Annotated in this window: 11 protein-coding genes; 7 read left to right on the top strand and 4 right to left on the bottom strand. The window is 32.0% G+C overall.

What is annotated here, in order from left to right:
• Positions 1–69 precede the first annotated feature (69 nt).
• Complete coding sequence (locus BVC87_RS20345; protein ID WP_075344249.1) at positions 70–1,074, bottom strand: TlpA family protein disulfide reductase; 1,005 nt, start codon at positions 1,072–1,074, stop codon at positions 70–72.
• Between the two features lie 141 nt (positions 1,075–1,215).
• On the opposite strand from BVC87_RS20345, the gene dnaE reads away from it, so the two are divergent.
• The 3 genes from dnaE to BVC87_RS20330 all read left to right on the top strand — a co-directional run bounded on the left by dnaE (position 1,216) and on the right by BVC87_RS20330 (position 8,323).
• Entirely contained in the window at positions 1,216–5,550 is a 4,335-nt protein-coding gene (gene dnaE, locus BVC87_RS20340; protein WP_075344248.1) for a DNA polymerase III subunit alpha, read from the top strand.
• Between the two features lie 813 nt (positions 5,551–6,363).
• Positions 6,364–7,689 (top strand): D-arabinono-1,4-lactone oxidase, encoded by a 1,326-nt coding sequence (locus BVC87_RS20335; protein WP_075344247.1) that lies wholly within the window; start codon positions 6,364–6,366, stop codon positions 7,687–7,689.
• Positions 7,658–8,323, top strand: a complete 666-nt coding sequence (locus BVC87_RS20330; RefSeq protein WP_234974701.1) for an HAD family hydrolase — start codon at positions 7,658–7,660, stop codon at positions 8,321–8,323. Before BVC87_RS20335 ends, BVC87_RS20330 begins: the two co-directional genes overlap by 32 nt.
• A gap of 486 nt (positions 8,324–8,809) precedes the next feature.
• Here BVC87_RS20330 and BVC87_RS20325 read toward each other — a convergent pair whose 3' ends face one another.
• Both BVC87_RS20325 and BVC87_RS20320 read right to left on the bottom strand, forming a co-directional pair.
• Positions 8,810–9,619, bottom strand: coding sequence for a tetratricopeptide repeat protein (locus BVC87_RS20325; RefSeq protein ID WP_075344246.1), 810 nt, complete (start codon positions 9,617–9,619; stop codon positions 8,810–8,812).
• 10 nt (positions 9,620–9,629) lie between these two features.
• The gene (locus tag BVC87_RS20320) at positions 9,630–10,190 is read right to left on the bottom strand and encodes an RNA polymerase sigma factor (protein WP_075344245.1); all 561 of its coding nucleotides are present in this window, start codon (positions 10,188–10,190) and stop codon (positions 9,630–9,632) included.
• Positions 10,191–10,416: 226 nt separating this feature from the next.
• Here BVC87_RS20320 and BVC87_RS20315 point away from each other — a divergent pair, with 226 nt between their 5' ends.
• Both BVC87_RS20315 and BVC87_RS20310 read left to right on the top strand, forming a co-directional pair.
• The gene (locus BVC87_RS20315) at positions 10,417–11,826 is read left to right on the top strand and encodes a S8 family serine peptidase (RefSeq protein WP_159439398.1); all 1,410 of its coding nucleotides are present in this window, start codon (positions 10,417–10,419) and stop codon (positions 11,824–11,826) included.
• Positions 11,827–11,878: 52 nt separating this feature from the next.
• Positions 11,879–14,635: a CHAT domain-containing protein gene (locus tag BVC87_RS20310; RefSeq protein WP_075344243.1), complete on the top strand. Its 2,757-nt coding sequence runs from the start codon at positions 11,879–11,881 to the stop codon at positions 14,633–14,635.
• A 1-nt stretch (position 14,636) separates the two neighbouring features.
• On the opposite strand, the gene BVC87_RS20305 is transcribed toward BVC87_RS20310, so the two are convergent.
• On the bottom strand, positions 14,637–14,828 hold the full coding sequence (locus BVC87_RS20305; RefSeq protein WP_075344242.1) for a hypothetical protein: 192 nt from the start codon (positions 14,826–14,828) through the stop codon (positions 14,637–14,639).
• 857 nt (positions 14,829–15,685) lie between these two features.
• Between BVC87_RS20305 and BVC87_RS20300 the strand changes: the two genes are divergently transcribed.
• Both BVC87_RS20300 and BVC87_RS20295 read left to right on the top strand, forming a co-directional pair.
• On the top strand, positions 15,686–16,846 hold the full coding sequence (locus tag BVC87_RS20300; protein ID WP_143569863.1) for a carboxypeptidase-like regulatory domain-containing protein: 1,161 nt from the start codon (positions 15,686–15,688) through the stop codon (positions 16,844–16,846).
• 339 nt (positions 16,847–17,185) lie between these two features.
• Positions 17,186–19,606: a T9SS type A sorting domain-containing protein gene (locus BVC87_RS20295; protein ID WP_083629661.1), complete on the top strand. Its 2,421-nt coding sequence runs from the start codon at positions 17,186–17,188 to the stop codon at positions 19,604–19,606.
• The last annotated feature ends 194 nt before the right edge of the window (positions 19,607–19,800 follow it).

Below are 19,800 nucleotides of genomic sequence, written 5' to 3'. Positions count from 1 at the left end.
ACAGCCTACAGCCTACAGCCTACAGCCTACAGCCTACAGCCTACAGCCTACAGCCTACAGCCTACAGCTTTATATTCCTAACTCAGTAAATAATTCTACTAATTTAGGGTCAGAAGGTCTTGGTGCATTTGCATCCACAATGTTTCCTTCAGGATCAATTAAAATAAAGCGAGGAATTTCATTAATTTTATACGCATCCGTAAAAGCTTTATCTTCATTTGCATATAATTGAAGTCCTGCTAATTCTTGCTGCTCAACCATATCATTCCATTCAAAATAATCATTTCTAGAATCAATAGAGATACCAACAAATTCAATGTTTTTATCTTTGTATTCTTCTTCAACCTTCTTTAAAAAAGGAATTTGAGCAGTACATGGCTTACACCAAGTAGCCCAAACATCTATATAAACAAACTTTCCTTTTAAATCATCTAAAGAAACGGTTTCTCTATCAGGTTTTTCGTAATCTACAAATTTTGGTGAAGCCTTTCCTTTAGCCAACTTAGTTTTTACATACATTTTCTCACCATGCATTTTAACTAATTGAGACTGTAAACGGTCAATATTTGTAGTTTGCATGTTTACAAAAGCAGTATCCAGTGCTTTGTTAGTTAATCTCGATTTAAAGTCACCAACATAAGCATTGATCTTCTCATCAAAAGCTTCTTTAGGTAATTCTAAAATATTTTTAACCTCCGTGTTAAAAGCTACTTGATTTTGAGCTGTAATCGATAAGAAATTACTCTCAGCAGCTCCTTTACCAGCAAATAAGATAGATTTTCTGGGTTCTTTACCATCTAAGCTCATGGTAATCTCATCACCATTTCTAAAATATACAGTAGCATAATTTTTACCGTCAAATAAAGAGAAAAATCCATTATCTACTTTTAGAGTATCTTTAAAAGTACCATCTTCATTAACCTTTATCACTCTATTAAATCCATTTTGCGGATTAGCAATAACTAAAGAATCGGAATTCTTATTAGTGATCGTACCTGAGAAGTCAACGTAATCATTTTTTTTACACGAAAAGAATAGGGAAATCGCAGAGAATAAGTAAATTACTTTTTTCATTTTATGGGTTATTTTATACTTGTAAAAATAATAGAAAAAATTAATACGCTGTTTTCTTTTTGAGTTTAAGTATCCTCATGAGATTATTTGATGAATAAATCGTAAATTTACAAACTCAAAACTCACATCAATTTTTGCGGAATGTATTTAATTTTTGATACCGAAACTACAGGTTTACCTAAGAGTTGGAATGCTCCTATTACAGATACGGATAACTGGCCAAGAGCTATACAAATTGCTTGGCAGTTACATGATGAAATGGGAAATTTAATAGAACATAACGACTTTCTAATCCAAGCAGATGGCTTTAATATTCCTTTTGATGCGGAGCGAGTTCACGGAATTTCTACCGATTTAGCTAATGAACAAGGGATAACACTAGCTGAAGGATTAGAGTTATTTAACGAAGCTTTAAAAAAGACAAAATTTGTTGTAGGACAAAACGTAGGTTTTGATGTGAATATTATGGGATGTGAGTTCCATAGATTAGGTGTAGAAAATAATCTAACAGAACTACCCGTTCTAGATACCTGTACGGAGTTAACCGCTTCTATGTGTAAAATTCCTGGGGGTAGAGGAGGAAAATTTAAGTTACCTACGCTAACAGAATTACATCAACATTTATTTAGTGTTGGTTTTAATGAAGCGCATAACGCAACGGCAGATGTAGAAGCCACTACACGATGCTTTTTAGAATTATTACGTCTAAAGCATTATCCACTTGAAAAATTAGATGTAGCAGAAGATTACTACGCAAAGTATTCGGAAAGTAATCCGATGCCAATTCAGTTAATAGGTTTAAAACACTTAAACTTAAAAGCTGAAAGTGATAAAATACGTAAACGAAAAGCTGCTGAATCTGGTGAAGCCAATGCAAAATCAACATCAGAAGGATTAGCACAATTAGAAGGTGTTCAGTTTGCACATTTACATAACCATTCGCAATTTTCGGTATTACAATCCACCATTCAGATCAACGCTTTAGTTAGTGCGGCTGCAAAAGATAATATGAGTGCAGTAGCATTAACCGATACGGGAAATATGATGGCGGCATTCCACTTTACATCTGCGGTTGCTAATCATAATAAATCTGCAGAAACTCCATTAAAACCTATTGTAGGATGTGAGTTCTTTATTTGTGAAAATCATACAGATAAATCAAGAAAAGATAACGGATATCAGGTAGTACTATTAGCTAAAAATAAAAGAGGGTATCACAATTTAGCAAAAATGTCTTCTACAGCATTTGTCGATGGATTTTACTATGTGCCTAGAATTGATAAAGAGATTGTAAAGCAGTATAAAGAAGATGTTATTGTTTTAACAGGAAACTTATATGGTGAAGTACCTAATAAGATCTTAAATGTTGGAGAAAAACAAGCAGAAGAAGCTTTATTGTGGTGGAAAGAAGAGTTTGGAGATGATTTGTATATAGAGTTAATGCGACATGGACAGGAAGATGAAGATGCTGTAAACCGAACGCTATTAGAGTTTTCTAAAAAACATGATATTAAAATTGTTGCAACCAATAACACATATTACTTAGGAAAAGAAGAAGCAAATGCACATGATATTTTATTATGTGTAAAAGATGGTGAAAAACAAGCTACCCCGAAAGGTAGAGGTAGAGGGTATCGTTATGGTTTACCTAATGATGAATACTATTTCAAGTCTACTGAAGAAATGAAAAAGCTTTTTGCTGATATTCCTGAAGCAATTAGTAATATTCAAGAGATTGTAGATAAAATAGAAGGATTTACATTAGCTCGTGATGTATTATTACCTGCCTTTGAAATAGGAGAACAGTTTCAAGATCCACAAGATGAAGTTGATGGAGGAAAACGAGGAGAAAATAATTATTTACGTCATATCACCTATGAAGGAGCTAAAAAAAGATATGGTGAGCTGACAGATGAAATCACTGAACGATTAGATTTTGAGCTTGATGTAATTGCAAAAACAGGATACCCAGGGTATTTTTTAATTGTAGAAGACTTTATTAGGGCGGCAAGAAAAATGGATGTATCTGTAGGTCCAGGTCGTGGTTCTGCAGCAGGTTCGGTAGTAGCCTATTGTTTATGGATTACTAACATCGACCCGATTAAGTATGATTTACTTTTTGAGCGTTTCTTAAATCCTGAGCGTGTATCGATGCCCGATATCGATATTGACTTTGATGATGAAGGTCGTGGTCGTGTAATGGATTATGTAATTGAAAAATATGGAGCCAATCAGGTAGCACAAATTATTACCTATGGTACCATGGCGGCAAAGTCATCATTACGTGATACAGCTAGAGTACTAGATTTACCGTTATTTGAAGCCGATAGAATTGCCAAACTTGTTCCCGGAATTAAGCTGAAAAATATTTTTGGAGAGGATGAAAAAAGTAAAGGAAAAGTTGCAGGCCTACGTTCCGAAGAAAAAGAAAATGTAAATGAATTAAGAGCCATTGCTCAAGGTGCAGGTTTAGAAGCCAATACTATTAACCAAGCCGTAGTATTAGAAGGATCTGTTCGGAATACAGGAATCCATGCCTGTGGGGTAATTATTACGCCTGATGATATTACCAAATTCGTACCCGTATCGGTTGCAAAGGACTCTGATATGTATGTTACACAGTTCGATAACTCGGTAGTAGAAAGTGCGGGATTACTAAAAATGGATTTCTTGGGGTTAAAGACATTAACCCTGATTAAAGACACGGTAAAGATTGTAAAAGCACGTCATAACGTAGATCTCGATCCTGAGAATTTTCCTATAGATGATCAAGAAACCTATGCATTATTTCAAAGAGGAGAAACAGTCGGAATATTCCAATACGAATCTCCTGGGATGCAAAAATACATGCGAGAATTAAAACCTACAGTATTTGCCGATCTTATTGCCATGAACGCATTATATCGACCAGGACCGTTAGAATATATTCCTTCATTCATCCGAAGAAAACATGGAGACGAAGAAATTGCATATGACCTTCCTGCAATGGAAGAATATCTGGCTGAAACCTATGGGATTACAGTATATCAGGAGCAAGTAATGCTACTGTCACAAAAACTAGCTGATTTTACCAAAGGTGAGGCCGATGTATTACGTAAAGCCATGGGTAAAAAACAAGCGGCGGTATTGGCTAAAATGAAACCGAAGTTTGTAGATCAGGCAAAGGCCAATGGACATGATGAGAAAGCATTAGAAAAGATTTGGAAAGACTGGGAAGCATTTGCATCGTACGCATTTAACAAATCGCATTCAACTTGTTATGCTTGGATTGCCTATCAAACAGCTTATTTAAAAGCACATTATCCAGCAGAATATATGGCTGCAGTACTTTCCAATAACATGAATGATATTAAAACAGTATCATTTTTTATGGAAGAATGTAAGCGTATGGGCTTAGAAGTATTGGGGCCAGATGTAAACGAATCCTATTCTAAATTTTCAGTAAATAAAGAAGGAGCCGTTCGTTTTGGTATGGCTGCAATTAAAGGGGTAGGAGCGTCTGCAGTAAAAGCAATTATAGATGAACGAAAAGAAAACGGCCCCTATACTTCCGTATTTGATGTAGCGAAACGTGTAGATTTACGTGTAGCGAATAAAAAAGCATTTGAAGGTTTGGTATTAGCTGGTGGTTTTGATTCGTTTGAAGATACACACAGAGCACAATATTATGTTAAAGATGAAAAAGAACAAACTTTTTTAGAAAAAGCTATTCGTTTTGGAAATAAGTATCAAGAGAATTTAAATTCCTCTCAAGTATCGTTGTTTGGAGAAGCAAGTGAAGTGGAATTACCAGAACCAGAAATTCCACAATGTGATACTTGGGGAACCATGGAGTTATTAGCCAAAGAAAAGGAAATGGTAGGAATGTATATTTCTGCGCATCCACTAGACGATTTTAAAAATGAATTAAGATTCTGTAACGGACAAGTAAGCTATTTTAAAGATTTAGCAAAGTATGAAGGAATGGGAATTTCCTTTGGCGGAATTGTTACTGATGTACAACACCGAGTTTCTAAAGCAGGAAAAGGGTGGGCTTCTTTTATCGTGGAAGATTATAATGATAGTTTTGAGTTCCGAATTTTTGGAGAAGATTATTTAAAGTTTAAACACTTTTTGGTGCCAAATTCGTTTTTATATATTAGAACGATAGTAAAACCAGGTTGGACCAATAAAGAAGGTGTAAAAGGTGATCCAAGAGTTGGGTTTAATGAGTTTTTACTCTTGCATGATATTATGGAAAAAATGTGTAAGAAGATTACGATTAAGCTTGCCTTAAAAGATATAAAAGAGAATATGATAAAAGACTTACAACATTTGTTTGTTACCAATTCAGGTTCTCATTCTTTACGTTTTGTGGTATATGATGTAGAAGAAAAAATAGAGATAGATGTACCAAGTAGGACTACTAAAGTTAATATTACGAACGAATTTTTAGCAACATTAGACAATCAGCATATTAATTATAAGTTGAATTAGAAAAATTAGAAAAAGAAGAACGTTTACCTAAAAAGTTCTTTAAGATTATAAGATATACCAACACTGGTAGAACGAAAAATATGGAATATTATCCATTACTATGGAAGGTATGTGACGTGAGAACTTCCAAGAGTAATATTGTATTTCCAAAGAAAACTGGTTAAATGAACATTGAATCGACACAAACGATTTAATACAATTTACGATTAATTTTTTGTATACATTAATTCAAGACCCTTGATAAAAAAATTAAGAAACGATTTTAATGAAATATTACTAAAAAAACGACCTATTGATAAGAATTTTTAAAAATCAAGGTAGCAGGTTGGTTTAAAGATGAAAAGCTGTTTGAGCGATAGCGAGTTCTTTTCATCTGTAGCTGAAGGTACCGTAGTATTTTAAAATTCTTATTATTCCAGTCTTGATTTTTGCTCCTTTGCATCAAGGCAAAGGAGAGGAAATATAGTTTTTTTATTTAAATATTTTTTTTCAGGTGTTTAAAAAAGATGTCAATGATAAATCCTCGACAAAATACTTATGTGAAATTATATTCCAAAAATCGTAAAAAAGGATTTTTGATAGAGTAAATGGTTAAAGAGAATGAAATTTCAACACCCAACTATGTTCTATCATTGTACTATTTTCATCAATTTAATTGTATAACACGATCCTTATCAGATAAGAGAATTATGTGCGGTTTTGTCATAGGCTTGAGGTGAAATTTCTCCTTGTTTAGTCAGTCTTATGTTTTACAATAATTTTGTGTTAATTAAATAAAAACACTGTATTTTTGTTTAGCATTATTTAATATTCATGAAACAAAGTAAAAACGGAGTTTGGGTTAGTTGGAATGAAAACTTAAAGTATAATTATAAGTCATTATACACCATAAAAACAGAACAAGAGTTACAAGAAGTGATTGCTAAAAGTGAAAAGATACGTTTTTTTGGTAGCAAACAATCTTCAGCAGATATAGCCGCAGGAACAGAAACCTTATTGGATATTACAGCTTACAATAAAATACTTGCGTTTGATGATGCAGCTAAAACCATAACAGTACAGTCAGGAGTATTATTGAAAGATTTGTTAGAAGCCGTAGAAGCTAAAGGTTGGTGTATTCCTTGTTTACCAGATATTAACACGGTTACTGTTGGTGGTGCGTTAACAACAGGAACACATGGAACTAGTGGTAAATTATTAAGTGAATATGTAACGCAATGCAGATTAGTACTAGCAGATGGTAGTATAAAAGAGATTCATGAAGGGGAAGAATTAATGGATGCTGTTCGGGTATCATTAGGAGTACTAGGTGTATTTTCTACTATAACTTTTTCATGTGAAGATATATATACATTGCATGTTAAAGAACATCCTGAAAGTGATTCACAGTGGCTAGCGAAAATTAATGAACGCTTACAAAAGCATGATTTTTTAAGAGTATTATGGTTACCACACACTAATAAAGGTTATGTAATTACTGGAGATAAAATAGACCCAGATACAGCAATAGAAGAAGACTTAGGGCCAAAATATTTAAAGCATCGAAGAAAAGCATCTAAAATTCTATATAAATACACACATATTTTTCCTTGGTTTACAGCAGTGGCAAACAAATTACTATATAGAGGTTTCTTTAGAGCTACTAAAGAGCATAAAGGCTCTTTGTATCAGGCAACCGTTACCAAATCTAGAGGATCTACGTTAGAATTAGCAGAGTGGACTATTGGTTTAGATATGTTTCCAAAAGTATTTGAAGAACTAAAAGAAGAAATTAATAAATGGTCTAACAGGTCGTTTATACATATTCCTATGGATGTTCGTTTTCTATATAAAGATAATTCTTGGTTAAGTTATGCATATAAACAAGATACTGTAACTATGGGATGTGTATCTAGAAATGCTGCTACTGCCGATTCTTATGAGGCTTTTAAAAGTGTAGAAAGAATTTTTCTAAAGTATGGAGGAAGACCACATTGGGGAAAACGTTTCAAAGCAAAAGATGAGGAGCTTTCTCAAGTATATGAAAAATGGGAAGATTTCAAAAACTTACGTAGTTCGTTTGATCCTACGAATAAATTTTTGAATCCGTACTTAACAGATTTATTTAATGAGAAAGAAAAGAAACATGTATATGCCTAAAGGAGTTTTATTTGATTTTGATGGAGTGGTAGTAGATAGTTTTGAAAGTCATTATTCCGCTTGGTCATCAGCATTTAATGAGTTATTTAATAAGGAGATTGCACCTTATCCTAAAAGTCATGTAGGGAAATCGCCAAGAAAAATTGCAGCGTATTTTTGTGAGCAAATAGGTAAAGGAGAACAATCTGAAGAGTTATTTTATTTAAAGGATAAACATTTAGAACTGTATTTCAAGGTTCCGAATTTATTGTCTGGTGTTATAGAATTTACAGACTATCTATCTACGAATCAAATCCCCTATGGAATAGCAAGTAATGCCACAAAATTATTTTTAAAACAATCTATACAACATTTAAAGTTAAACTTTCCAGTGGTTTTTGGAGTAGAAGACTATAAAAAGCCAAAACCAGCACCAGAAGCTTATATTACTTTAGCTAGAACTTTGGGTTTTGTTAAAGAAGATTTTAAAGATTTATGGGTTTTTGAAGATAGTTTAACTGGAATTACAGCAGCAAAATCTGCGGGTATGCAACCCATTGGTATTATATCTAAATATTCAGCAGTAGAAATGAAAGCAGCAGGGAGTAGTAAGGTGTTTAAAAATCTTAAAGAAGCATTTGATACATTATTTTAGGCAGTAAGCAGTATTTGAAACTCAGTTAAAATTTATACTGACTTTGTACTAAAAATGGTCAACTCCAAACATGAGATTACATCGTCGCTTTCTATTTTTAGCGTAATAAGCATAGATAGTCATACAAAGCTTTATAAACTTCCACTTTTCATCTTTTTTAATAAAAATATAGAAGACAAAAGACTTTTCTAGTTTATTAGCATCGTTGTAAATTCATCTTTGTCAATTCATAACTTTTGAGTTTTGAGTTCGATGTAAGAATACATTTTTAAACATGTAAATCAGTCAATCACGTCTTTACGATGAATGAAACATAGTGAAATGAAGAAGTAATCTATTACTTTAATAACGAAAATATCGTTTTTAAGACAAAGATTGCTTCATCCGTTGCACTGCTTCGCAAAGACCTCCTTGTGTTTATAAGGAATTCAAGGTGAAATTACATAGTACTTACGTTAATTAAAATAATAAACATCTCTCTATTTACTACTCAATTTCCTCCAATAACTCCTGCGCTTCTTTGTACTTAAAGTTTGAATTAGTAGACACTATCTTTTGTAACTCTTGTTTAGCTGAAGCAGTATTGTCTAATTTTAGATAAGAAAGAGCAAGATACCAATGTGCTTTATAAGCATCTAAGGTATTACTTTGTAAAAGCGTTGTAAATGTTTCTATAGCTTCTTCATTTTTATTCAACTCCAATTGTAAAATACCAGAATACAATAACAATTGCGGGTCTAAAGAATTGGTGTTGTTTTTTAAATAGTGCTCTAAAAGCTCAGAAGCTTTAGCATAATTTTGTTGTTTAAATAATGTTTCCACTTCAGTTAAGGTATCAGCATTGCCTCTAACAGTTAAAGACGGTAATTCTTCCCAATTATTTTTATAGTCACTATACAATTCAAAATTACTAGCAGTAGTAAAGTTTTTACTTAGGAAAAAACCTATAATAAAAATAGCAGCGATAGAACCAAAGGTTATAATCATTTTTCGAATACCCTTTTGTTGTTTAGGAATTTCAGCAAAATATGTATCCTTTTCTTGTTGAATAACAGCTGCAATTTGTTTTCCTTTTTCACTTTGTAAAAAATCTAAAGATGTAGTGAGTCTAGGATCTTTTTTATCTAAAGTAGAAAGTTCCCAATCTTCATCATCATAAATAGAACGCATTGATGAATATATAGCAATTGCATCTTTCAATTCTGCATTCGTCTCTAGCTCTTTTAGGAATTCCAGTCGTTCCTGTTCATCCATTTCCTTAGTAAGAAATTTCTCTATTTTGTTAGTATAATCCATGTGATTAATTTTAGAGGTGCTTTAAATGTTGATAACGACGATCTGACTGAATAGCATCTTTAAGCTTCGACTTACATTTAAATATGCGTTGCTTTACTGTATTTACAGAAGCATAATCTTTGAGTTCCGCTATTTTTTTATACGATACTTTCGTAAAGAATAGTTTGAGTAATTCTCTACAATTTTCTGAAACCGCATGTAATTTTTCTTGGAAAAGATCCCACTTTTCTTGCTCGTAAATGCTCATTGCTATCTCCATATCATCACTTACTAGATCAATTACGGTAGGATTGGTTACCCTAAGTTTTGATTTTTTTACTTCTCTAATCCATAAATTTTTACAAATGGTGATAAAATAGCCCTCAAAACTAGAGGTTAATTTGAAGTTTTTGTCTTGAGCTCTAGCAGAAAGTTGAATCAATGCTTTTTGCATAATATCTTTAGCATCATCCTCACTACCATCTCTTTTCATAATATAGGCTCTAACTTTAGGGAATAGTGTGGTATAAATTTTGCCAATTCCTACATTATCTCCATTAACCAAGCTTTGTAAAAAATAGTCAGTATTCATATAGGCTTAAAAGTAGTTGATTCTGATTTCACCCGCAAAATTAACGGATATTAAATAGTATACAACAAAGGAAATGAACTTTTTAACATAAGGGTAAATCCTTAGCTGTATTGAGGAGTTTCACTAAATCCCACAACTAATGAAAAAAAAGGGGTAACCTTTTTATATGTTTGCCTTCCTTTTAGCAAACAATGACATAATAATAGAATTAAAAAACAGAATGATTATGAAAAATTTTACTAAAGTAATAGCAATACTAACACTAATAATAGGCTTAGGAGCATGTGCTGAAGATGAACTATTGTATAATGAAGAAACTACTGAGAAATCAGCAATAATGATTTCAAACCAAAAAATGGTTAAAAAAAATCCATTGGCACCAGATATTGTAAAAGATCAAATAGTTGTTGAGTATACCGATAAAAAGATAACAAAGATAAAAAAAGATAAAATAAAAGAAATATTAGAAGATAGGTATAACTTTAAGATAAAGAAGGTCGAAAAATGTAATTGTGATAATTCTAATATTGAATTATGGACTGTAAATTTTCTTAATCCTAATGGGGGGGTTGAAGATTTAGTGGGGCCACACGATGTAGATGAAGATGGTGTTGCAGATTTAAATGCAGACTTTCAATTCTCTTTTTTTATTAAAGAAAAAGATCAAAGTATTATGAATGGTTATATGCATCAATTAGAGCAAATGGTACATCCAAATACTACAGAAGATAGGGTAAACATAGCAGTTATTGATACTGGAGTTAATTATGATTATTTTGATACCCCATTTTTATACAATGGAGCTAATGACACTTCAAATTGTTTAGGAAATGAAGTTTCTGGTTGGGATTTTGTAAATAATGATCATGATGTAAGAGATGACCATGGACATGGAACATTTGTATCTGCAATTATTAGAGATATCTTAACACAAGAAAATATACCGTATCAAATATTACCAGTAAAAGCATTTGATCAAGATGGAAAAGGTACTTATTTTAATATATTATGTAGTTTACAATATATAGCCTCAAAAAAGAAGCCGTTTATGGTAAATTGTAGTTTTGGATTTTATAATCTTAAAAGCCAAATAATTTTTGAGAAAATTGTGGAGGAAAATTCAAATAATTTATTGCTAATGGCTTCAGCTGGAAATGATGAAAAAAATACTGATTCTGATGGAAACGAACATTTTCCTTCAGGATATAAATCCGATAATTTATTAGCTGTAGGCGGTTATATAGTAAATAGTGAATTATCCTCAGTTCCTTATTTAGGTGCACTATATATATCAGGATATAATTTAGCACCAGAATCAAATTATGGAAATACAAGTATAGATATAGTTGCTGCATTTGATTATGATTTAACTTTGATAAAAGGGAGAAAATCGAATCAAATAATTTATGATATACCATTACGAGGGACTTCTTTTTCTTGTCCTGTGGTAACGGCTAGAGCGGCAGCATTATATCATCGAGCTAATACTGCTCCAAGACTATTAAAATCTGAAGTAATAGCAAGCTGTTATAAAGATCATAGTTTAAGAGATAAAATTAATAATAGTAATGTAATGATAATAGGGAATTATAGAGTTCCAGATCCAATCGGACCTTTTCCTTGGCTTAATAGATAAGTTTAGAAATAAAAAATAAAAATTAGAGTTTTGAATTTTATATTTTTAGAGTATGAAATTTAGAGCTCTAATATTTATATTAAGTATTTTTCTGATACTACCTTTCTCAGGATTTTCCCAAAAAAGTTTAGATAGTTTAAAAAATATTCTTAATTCCAAATTATCCAATAATACAAAAGAAAAGAAAGTTGAAGAGTTTATAAAAAATAATAAATCTCGTTTAATTCCAGAAGATTTAGCTAATTGTTACCAAGAATATGGAAAGTGGTTCTTTTTATTAGATATGAAAAATAGAGCATATTTAGAAAAAGCTATTTCTTATACAGAGAAAGCTCTTAAGCTAAAAAAGGAACACAATGTGAATTCGAAATCAATAAAAGGAACTTTATATAATCTGGGGTACTTTTATGCTAAGCAAAAGAATTATTTTAAAGCAATTGATTATTTCGAACAAATTAAAGAAATAAGTGAAGTAGATTCTAATACTCTAAAATCTTTAAGAGAGCTTTCAAATATATATATGAAAACAGGTGATTTTTATAAGACCTTAAATAATTTAAATACTCTTATACGTTTATCGTATAAAGATACTCTTTGGAGAGAGAAAACAATACAAGCATATCAATATAGAGCGATGGTATATTCTTTTATGGGGCTTAAAAGGTTTTCAAAAAACATTAAAGAAGATGTTCGAAAAGCAGATTCTTTATTAAATCTTTTAACTAAAAAGAGGACAAGATACCATAATCGTTTAGATCAGATAGAAGGAAATAGATTGTTAGAAAATGGAAATTATGAGAAAGCGATTATTTTTTTTGAAAAAATATTGAAAGTAATTAATAAAAAAAAGTCTATTAATGTAGCTAGAACCTATAATAGTTTAGGGCAATCATATTCTAAAAATGGTAACTACAAAAGCGCTTTTTTAAATTTTAATAAAGCAATTCTCTATGACCCAATGTACTCACCTGTATATGAAAATATTGGGGATATTTATATAGCACAAAAAGAGTATCAATTAGGATTAAAACAATTCCAAAAGGCAATTAATATACTTACTAAAACCAATTTTAACCCAAAACAGAAACTTTCGAAAAAAATATTAGGACTAGTTCAGCAAAAGTATTTCTTATTACATCATCTAACGCAAAAAGCAAAAGGATGGATACAGTACTACAAGGCAGAGAAAAAATTAGAGTATTTGAGATATGCATTGGAAACGTTTAAAACGGCTGATCAACTTATTGATATTATTCGTTTTGAAAGTTCAGAATATAAATCAAAATTATATTGGCGAGAACAAGGAGCGTCTTTATATGTAGGAGCAGTAGAAGTTTGTTTTCTTTTAAATAAACCTGAAGAAGCCTTCTATTTTATGGAGAAGAATAAAGCCATTTTATTGCTAGAAGATATTTCCAATTATCAAGCTATTGAAAATGCCAAACTGCCTCTAACCTTAGCGAATAAAGAAGTACAGCTAAAAACTCATATCAATACTGTAGAAAGTCAATTGCAACAGGTAATGGCTAAAAAAGAAAACCGTAAAGATAGTTTGCAACGTCAGTTATACCTTTCCAAACGAGCTTATGCAACTTTTGTAGATTCTTTGGTGGTAGCCTATCCAGAGTATGGGAAGTATAAAAAACAAATACCAATTATTTCCTATGAAAAAGCGGAGACAACGGCCAACACTCAAAATACTCTTTTTCTACAATACATTACAACGGATGCAAAAGGATATGGAATGTTGATAGGAGGAACAAAACCTTTAGTATTTGAAATCACCAACGCCAATACATTACCTAAAGATTTAGAAGATTATCAAAATATAGTGACTCAAAAATTTGTAACAACGGAACAACAACAAGCTTTTTGTACAACAGCAAATAGACTGTTTCAAAAATTGATTCCTCAAGCAATTTATGAAGAGCTCAAGGACAAACAGGTGATTATCATACCTGATTATAGGCTACAGGAATTGTCTTTTGAAACCTTAACTACGTTAAAAAATACTACTGATTATCTATTAAAAGAAGCTGAGATCAGTTATGCATACTCTATATCGTATTTGGAGAATAATAATAATCTTACAAGAAATGCAAAAGACTCATTTTTAGCTGTTGCTCCTGTGGATTTTGAAAGCTTACAGTTACCTTCATTACACTACACAAATACAGAAGCGAATGCGTTAGCAACTATTTTCTCAGGGAATCTATTGTTAAATAATCAAGCGACTAAAACGAGTTTTTTAGATCAAGGAGGTAATTATAAAGCATTACACTTAGCCACTCATGCTGAGGTTGGAAATAGTATCGATCCTTGGATTGCTTTTCATGATCATAAACTTTCCTTACAGGAATTATACGGTTATAAAAACCAACATGATTTAGTAACCTTAAGTGCGTGTAAAACATCTTTAGGAGAGCTGAAATTAGGAGAAGGCGTTATGAGTTTAACTAGAGGTTTTTTCTATGGAGGAGCAAAAAGTGTAGTCTCTAGTTTATGGGCCACCAATGATAAAGCCAATCAACAAATTATGGTGTCTTTCTATAAACAACTCAAAGAAGGAGTTTCAAAATCCAAAGCATTACGACAAGCAAAGCTACACTATTTAAAAACACATCAAGGTACAGAAGCCTCTCCTTTGTATTGGGGAGGAAATATTTTGGTAGGCGATATAGCCAGTATTAATTTAACCAATTCTTTTTTTAGTGAAAAACTACAATTAGTAGCCATACTAGGTGTATTACTACTAATTGTATGGATTAGTTGGTTCTTTTTAAAATTAAAAAAGAAAATGAAGGAATAAGTTACTCTACTCCACCTTCACTAGTATTATTTGATAATTTTGTTACTAAATCCGCTTGTGCATTTTGTAGTTGAGTTAAGGTATCATCATCTTCAATTTTAGCAGTAGTTTCTGCTTCTACTACAGATGTGTCGGTACAACTTTGTAAAGTAAATGATATTACAGCAACTAGGATACATACAATTTTTTTCATGATAATTAATTTTTTTCTAAAAGTATAGGTATTGATGGAGGTTTACAAGTTAAAGTTCTGTAAATTTTTATGTAATGCTAGTTTTCAGTAAGAAATTTTTTCACTCAAGTAATTTTACTGGTGATTGAGTTTATCGAAATCAAAAGTAAAGTTGTGCTGAATCAAGTTTAGTAGAATTATAGAGGCGTCAAATAGCTCTCTATTATGTTTCTCTAAAGTCGGTACTATGATTTTTTTAAAACGCTGAAATAAATTGATTTATTTGGTTTGTTGATGAACTGTATTTCCTCTCCCTTGTCCATTATATAACGAAGTTATGAAGATTCGTACTTTTATTATGTTTCCTGTTCATTTTTTTGCTTGTCCAAAAAAACGAACCAAAAAAAGGACACTTTTTCAATGAATTTTTTAGCAAATGCTAAAAACCAAATTTCATTCCTAAAATCTCTCCAAGGCTTCGAGATTTCTTAACGAAATGAAATTTTATTCTGCGAAGAAGATTCAAAAGCGCTGCTTTTAATCGATTTATAATATATTCAATTATTTAAAAAAACCTTTCAAAATCCTTCTGTTGTTAGCTTAACAAAACCTTCGATAAGCTTAAGACAGACTTCACAAAAATCAAGACCGGAATGATAAGAGTTTAAAATACTACGGCATCTCCGCCTACATATGAAAAGAATTGATCACTATTAAATGATCCCCGAAAACTGAAAATTTAACGGGTAACCTTTCTAATTCTCATGACTCCTTACAACAAACAAGCAATTGCTTTTGGGGTTGATCTCCCAATACATACAATCGCGAATACCGAAAAGCGAAAAAGAGAGTAGGTACACTAATCAAAATTTAAAAAAATGAAAAAACTAAATCTTATTTTGGTATTGTTAGTCATGTCTTTATTAGTATTCAATTCATGTAAGGACGAGGAGATTACTAGCAATCAAGAAGAAAACAGCACAGAAACAATAGTAGTAAGAGAAAACCTTGGAGAACAATCAGGAAGAGTATTAAATCCTAAAGGAGAACCTGTAGCCAATGCAACACTAAAATTGAATGATAAAATTGTTGCCGTTAGTGATAAAAAAGGGTATGTAGATTTTAGAAAAGGTGTTTTAGAGCCTGGAAGTGTCTTAAAAATAGAACATAAAGATTATGTTACCGCTATTAAAAGAGTAGATAAAAATGATGCTTTTATATTCTTTTTATCTGAAAGAAATAGAAGTCAATTCTTTGATGCTAGAGAAGGAGGGAAATTTGTATTTGAAGATCACCTTATGTTAGCAATATCGCCAAACTCATTCAATTTAAATGGTAAACCTTATACTGGTAAAGTAGCATTGCAAGCGAGTCATATAGATGTTACTGATTTAGATGATTTACAGAGTGCGCCTGCAAGTTTTATTGCACAAGATAGAAGAGGAGGAACTCTATATCCATTAACATCTTTTGGAATGGTTGAAGTAACAGCAAGTGTAGCAGGAGAAGATATTCCTTTAACCTTAAATGAAGATAGCGTTATTGATGTGGCATTACCAGTAACAGTAGATGAAACGCCAGATGTCACAAACTTATATGTGTTAGATGAAGAAACTGGATATTGGGCATTACAAGGAGAATTTATTCGTAGAGGGAATCAATTATTAGGACAAATAAATACAGTAAACAGTTCTTGGAATGCAGATGATCCATGTGCAGATCAGTTGGTTTGTGTACGTATAAAAATGGAAAATCCAGATGGTACACCATTTAGTTATTGTAATGTTATAGCACAAGGATTAACGTATAACGGTACAGATGGACATAAGACTCCTGATGCTAATGGTTATATTGAGTTTGATGTGTGCCCGAATAGTGTTTTCAAATTGTTAGCATGTCTTTTAACACCAACAGGAGGGAATTCTGGATCATGTTCTATAGGAAGCTCTCCGTATATGCATTGTACTACTATCGATTTATCCACAGTAACCTTGAATCCTAATGGCTGTACAGATTTAGGAGTTTGGGTGATTAACTAATAAAGTAAATAATAACGAGTAAAAAAGTCCTGATATTTCAGGACTTTTTTTATGGCTTCCTATAACTAGTTCAGTAATCAATAAACAATGATCATGATTGGATCAAGTTCCTTGCTAGCGATAAATAAATGAATACCAGTTACACAAATTGATCATTGTTAACTGATCACCGAAAACTGAAAATTTTTGGGTAACCTTTTCTTTTTTATAAACTCCTTAGGGTAAATAAGCAATTGCTTTTAGGGTTGATCCTCCTAATGTTTTACAATCAAAATCCAATGATCGCGCAAACCGAAAAGCGAAAATAGAGTAGGTGAATAACTATGTAAATTCAATAGAATGAAAAAAATAATACTAATAGTAATGTTCCTAGTAGGCTTTGTAACTACCTACGGACAACAATGTACTGATGGGGATTGTCAAAATATTCCTGTAAGTAGAACTCAGGGTTGGAGTAATTCGCATGGATCTCCAAGTTGGGGTAGTAATTCTGTATGGCTTTGGTCTTACAGATCAGGTAATATAATTGGTGAAGGAGTAAATTATTCGGGATATAATTTTGTGCAAGGTGAAGAGTACTGTGTTTCATTTACGTTAGATGCAGGAACCAATGCTGCTACACCGGCTCCTAATCAAAATTGTTCTATGAATGTATTTTTAACTCAAGCTGCAATTGTAGGAGCACAAAGTGTAGGAGGAGGTAATCCAATACCAGCAATTACAAACCCTAATCAACAGATTATGGGACAAAATATCTGGAGTGGAGGAAACAATAGTACTACGTATCAGTTTACATTTATTGCAGGAAGTAACTTCAACAATCTGTGGTTTTATCCAAGTAACCCAGCAGCACCCAATCCTCAAATAGAGGTAAGAATTTCAGAGGTTAATATTTGTCACATTACTTGTGATGACAATCAAGATGTTGCTTTTCATTTTGAACATGAAAATGGAACTCAAGATACTGAATTTAACTTGTGTGAAGATGTGTTTTTAGATGCTTCAGCTACCCTAAATACAGGAAGTTATTTTATGGATTTATGGGAAGTTAATGGTAATGGTACATTATCGTGGATTTCTCAACAGCCAGTTAATGGTTGGGCAACAGGAAGTTTAAACGCTCCGATTAATATTACTGATGTCTTTAAGAATAATGGAGTACCAAATGTTACCTTCCAAGCAGGAACTACTTATGAGGTAAAGTTGGCTATTAATCATCCACAATGTGGTTGGTCTTTTGAAACGCATCGATTCACATATAAAGAAGCTTCCATGTCCTCTGGTTTTACATTAGATTATTATTGTCATGATGGAGTATATGATGTTACAGTAACAGCAACAGATTCAGACCCTAATCAATGGTGGTTATTATTAGAAACAAATGTACAAGGTTCTACTTCAGATGCTGATACTATTGGAGCTGTAGGAGCCATTCAGGGAGGAACAAGTTTTACGTTTACCAATTTAGATCCTAATAAATCATATTATGTTAAGCATGGGGTTTGGACGAATAACTGTCCGTGGCAAGAAACAAGAATTGCTTTAGAACGTGATTGTTGTGTAGATAATCCTGAGATTTTTCCATATTGTGAAGATCCATGTGCATTAGATTCTTTCCCTCTAAAAGTGAAAGATAAGTATGGAAATATCATCACTATTTTAAATGGAGCTACATTCAGCTGGACAAATACTGTTACAGGAGATACTAGTACTAATGATATTGTGGTAGCAACAGATGCAGATCATTGGAAATTAACTTTAACCATGCCTGATGGTTGTATTTATAATTTAGAGTTTGATGTGGTATGTTGTAATGATGATATTCAACTAAAAGCATATAAGTGTCCTACTGATAGTGATGTTGATGTATTGAAATCACAATTAGAGGATAGAGAACTAAAAGTAGATAGAGAAAACTATGAAAAGCATGTTGATTTCTTAAATAATTATAGATCAGGAGCAGAAAATTGTGATCCTTGTGATACGGGATTGTTTATCATTAGAGTGGTAGACGGTTCTGGTAATTTAGTAACAAATTTTAACTCTATTACTTGGAGTGATGGCTTATATGCGAATCAAAACATTCGTTGGGGTAATGTAAACACCACTTATGATGTCACTGTAGTTACCCCTTCGTCAAATGGTAAAGATACATGTACCTATAAAGATGAAATCATTTATGAATGTGAAAAAGACTGTGAAGGTTTAACAGCACCAATCAATTTAAAAGATCACGGAAATTCGTTAAGTTGGGACCCTGTACCAGGAGCGGTTTCTTATATTATAAGTTCACCAGGAAATATAGAAGTTAAATGTTGTAAAGTGAGTATTTCTATAGCTCCAATATACACTACAAATACTAATGTTTTATTATCTAACGGATTGCAAGGAAGCTGTTTTGCTTGGCAAGTGATAGCAGTATGTGCAGATGGAACTAAGTCTTCAGTTTCTAAACAATTATGTCATTATCCTATATTAGTGAATGACGATATCGATATACAATTAACTAAAGAACAAGTAGTGGTATATCCGAACCCTAGTAGAGGAGAGGTAAACGTTAAGTTAACTGTAAAAGATCCATCAAATATTACATTACAGATTTTTACTATTGAAGGAACTTTGGTTAAGACTATTGAAAATATGGAAGGTAAAGAGAAGTCGTCAGACTACAACTTCCAAACTAATTTACCAAAAGGAAAATATCTATTTAATTTTACAGCTGGAAAAGAAACAGTTGTTAAACAAATTATTATAGAGTAAAATTAATATGATGGCTTCCGATTCCACTATTGGAAGCTATTGTAATTTTTTCATGAATATCTGCGTGAGCAGATGTAAATATAAGTTTAATTCGATGTAAATAGCTTAGGTTGGAGAACCTAAGCTATTTTTAATATCATAGAAACATTAAATTATAACGATTTAATAAAACGCTTAATTTAAAAACTTAACAA

This window comes from Tenacibaculum agarivorans, from assembly GCF_001936575.1.
GTDB classification, from domain to species: Bacteria; Bacteroidota; Bacteroidia; order Flavobacteriales; family Flavobacteriaceae; genus Polaribacter; species Polaribacter agarivorans.
Note: the sequence above shows the minus strand (reverse complement) of the source record. Positions and strands in the feature narration are given on the sequence as shown.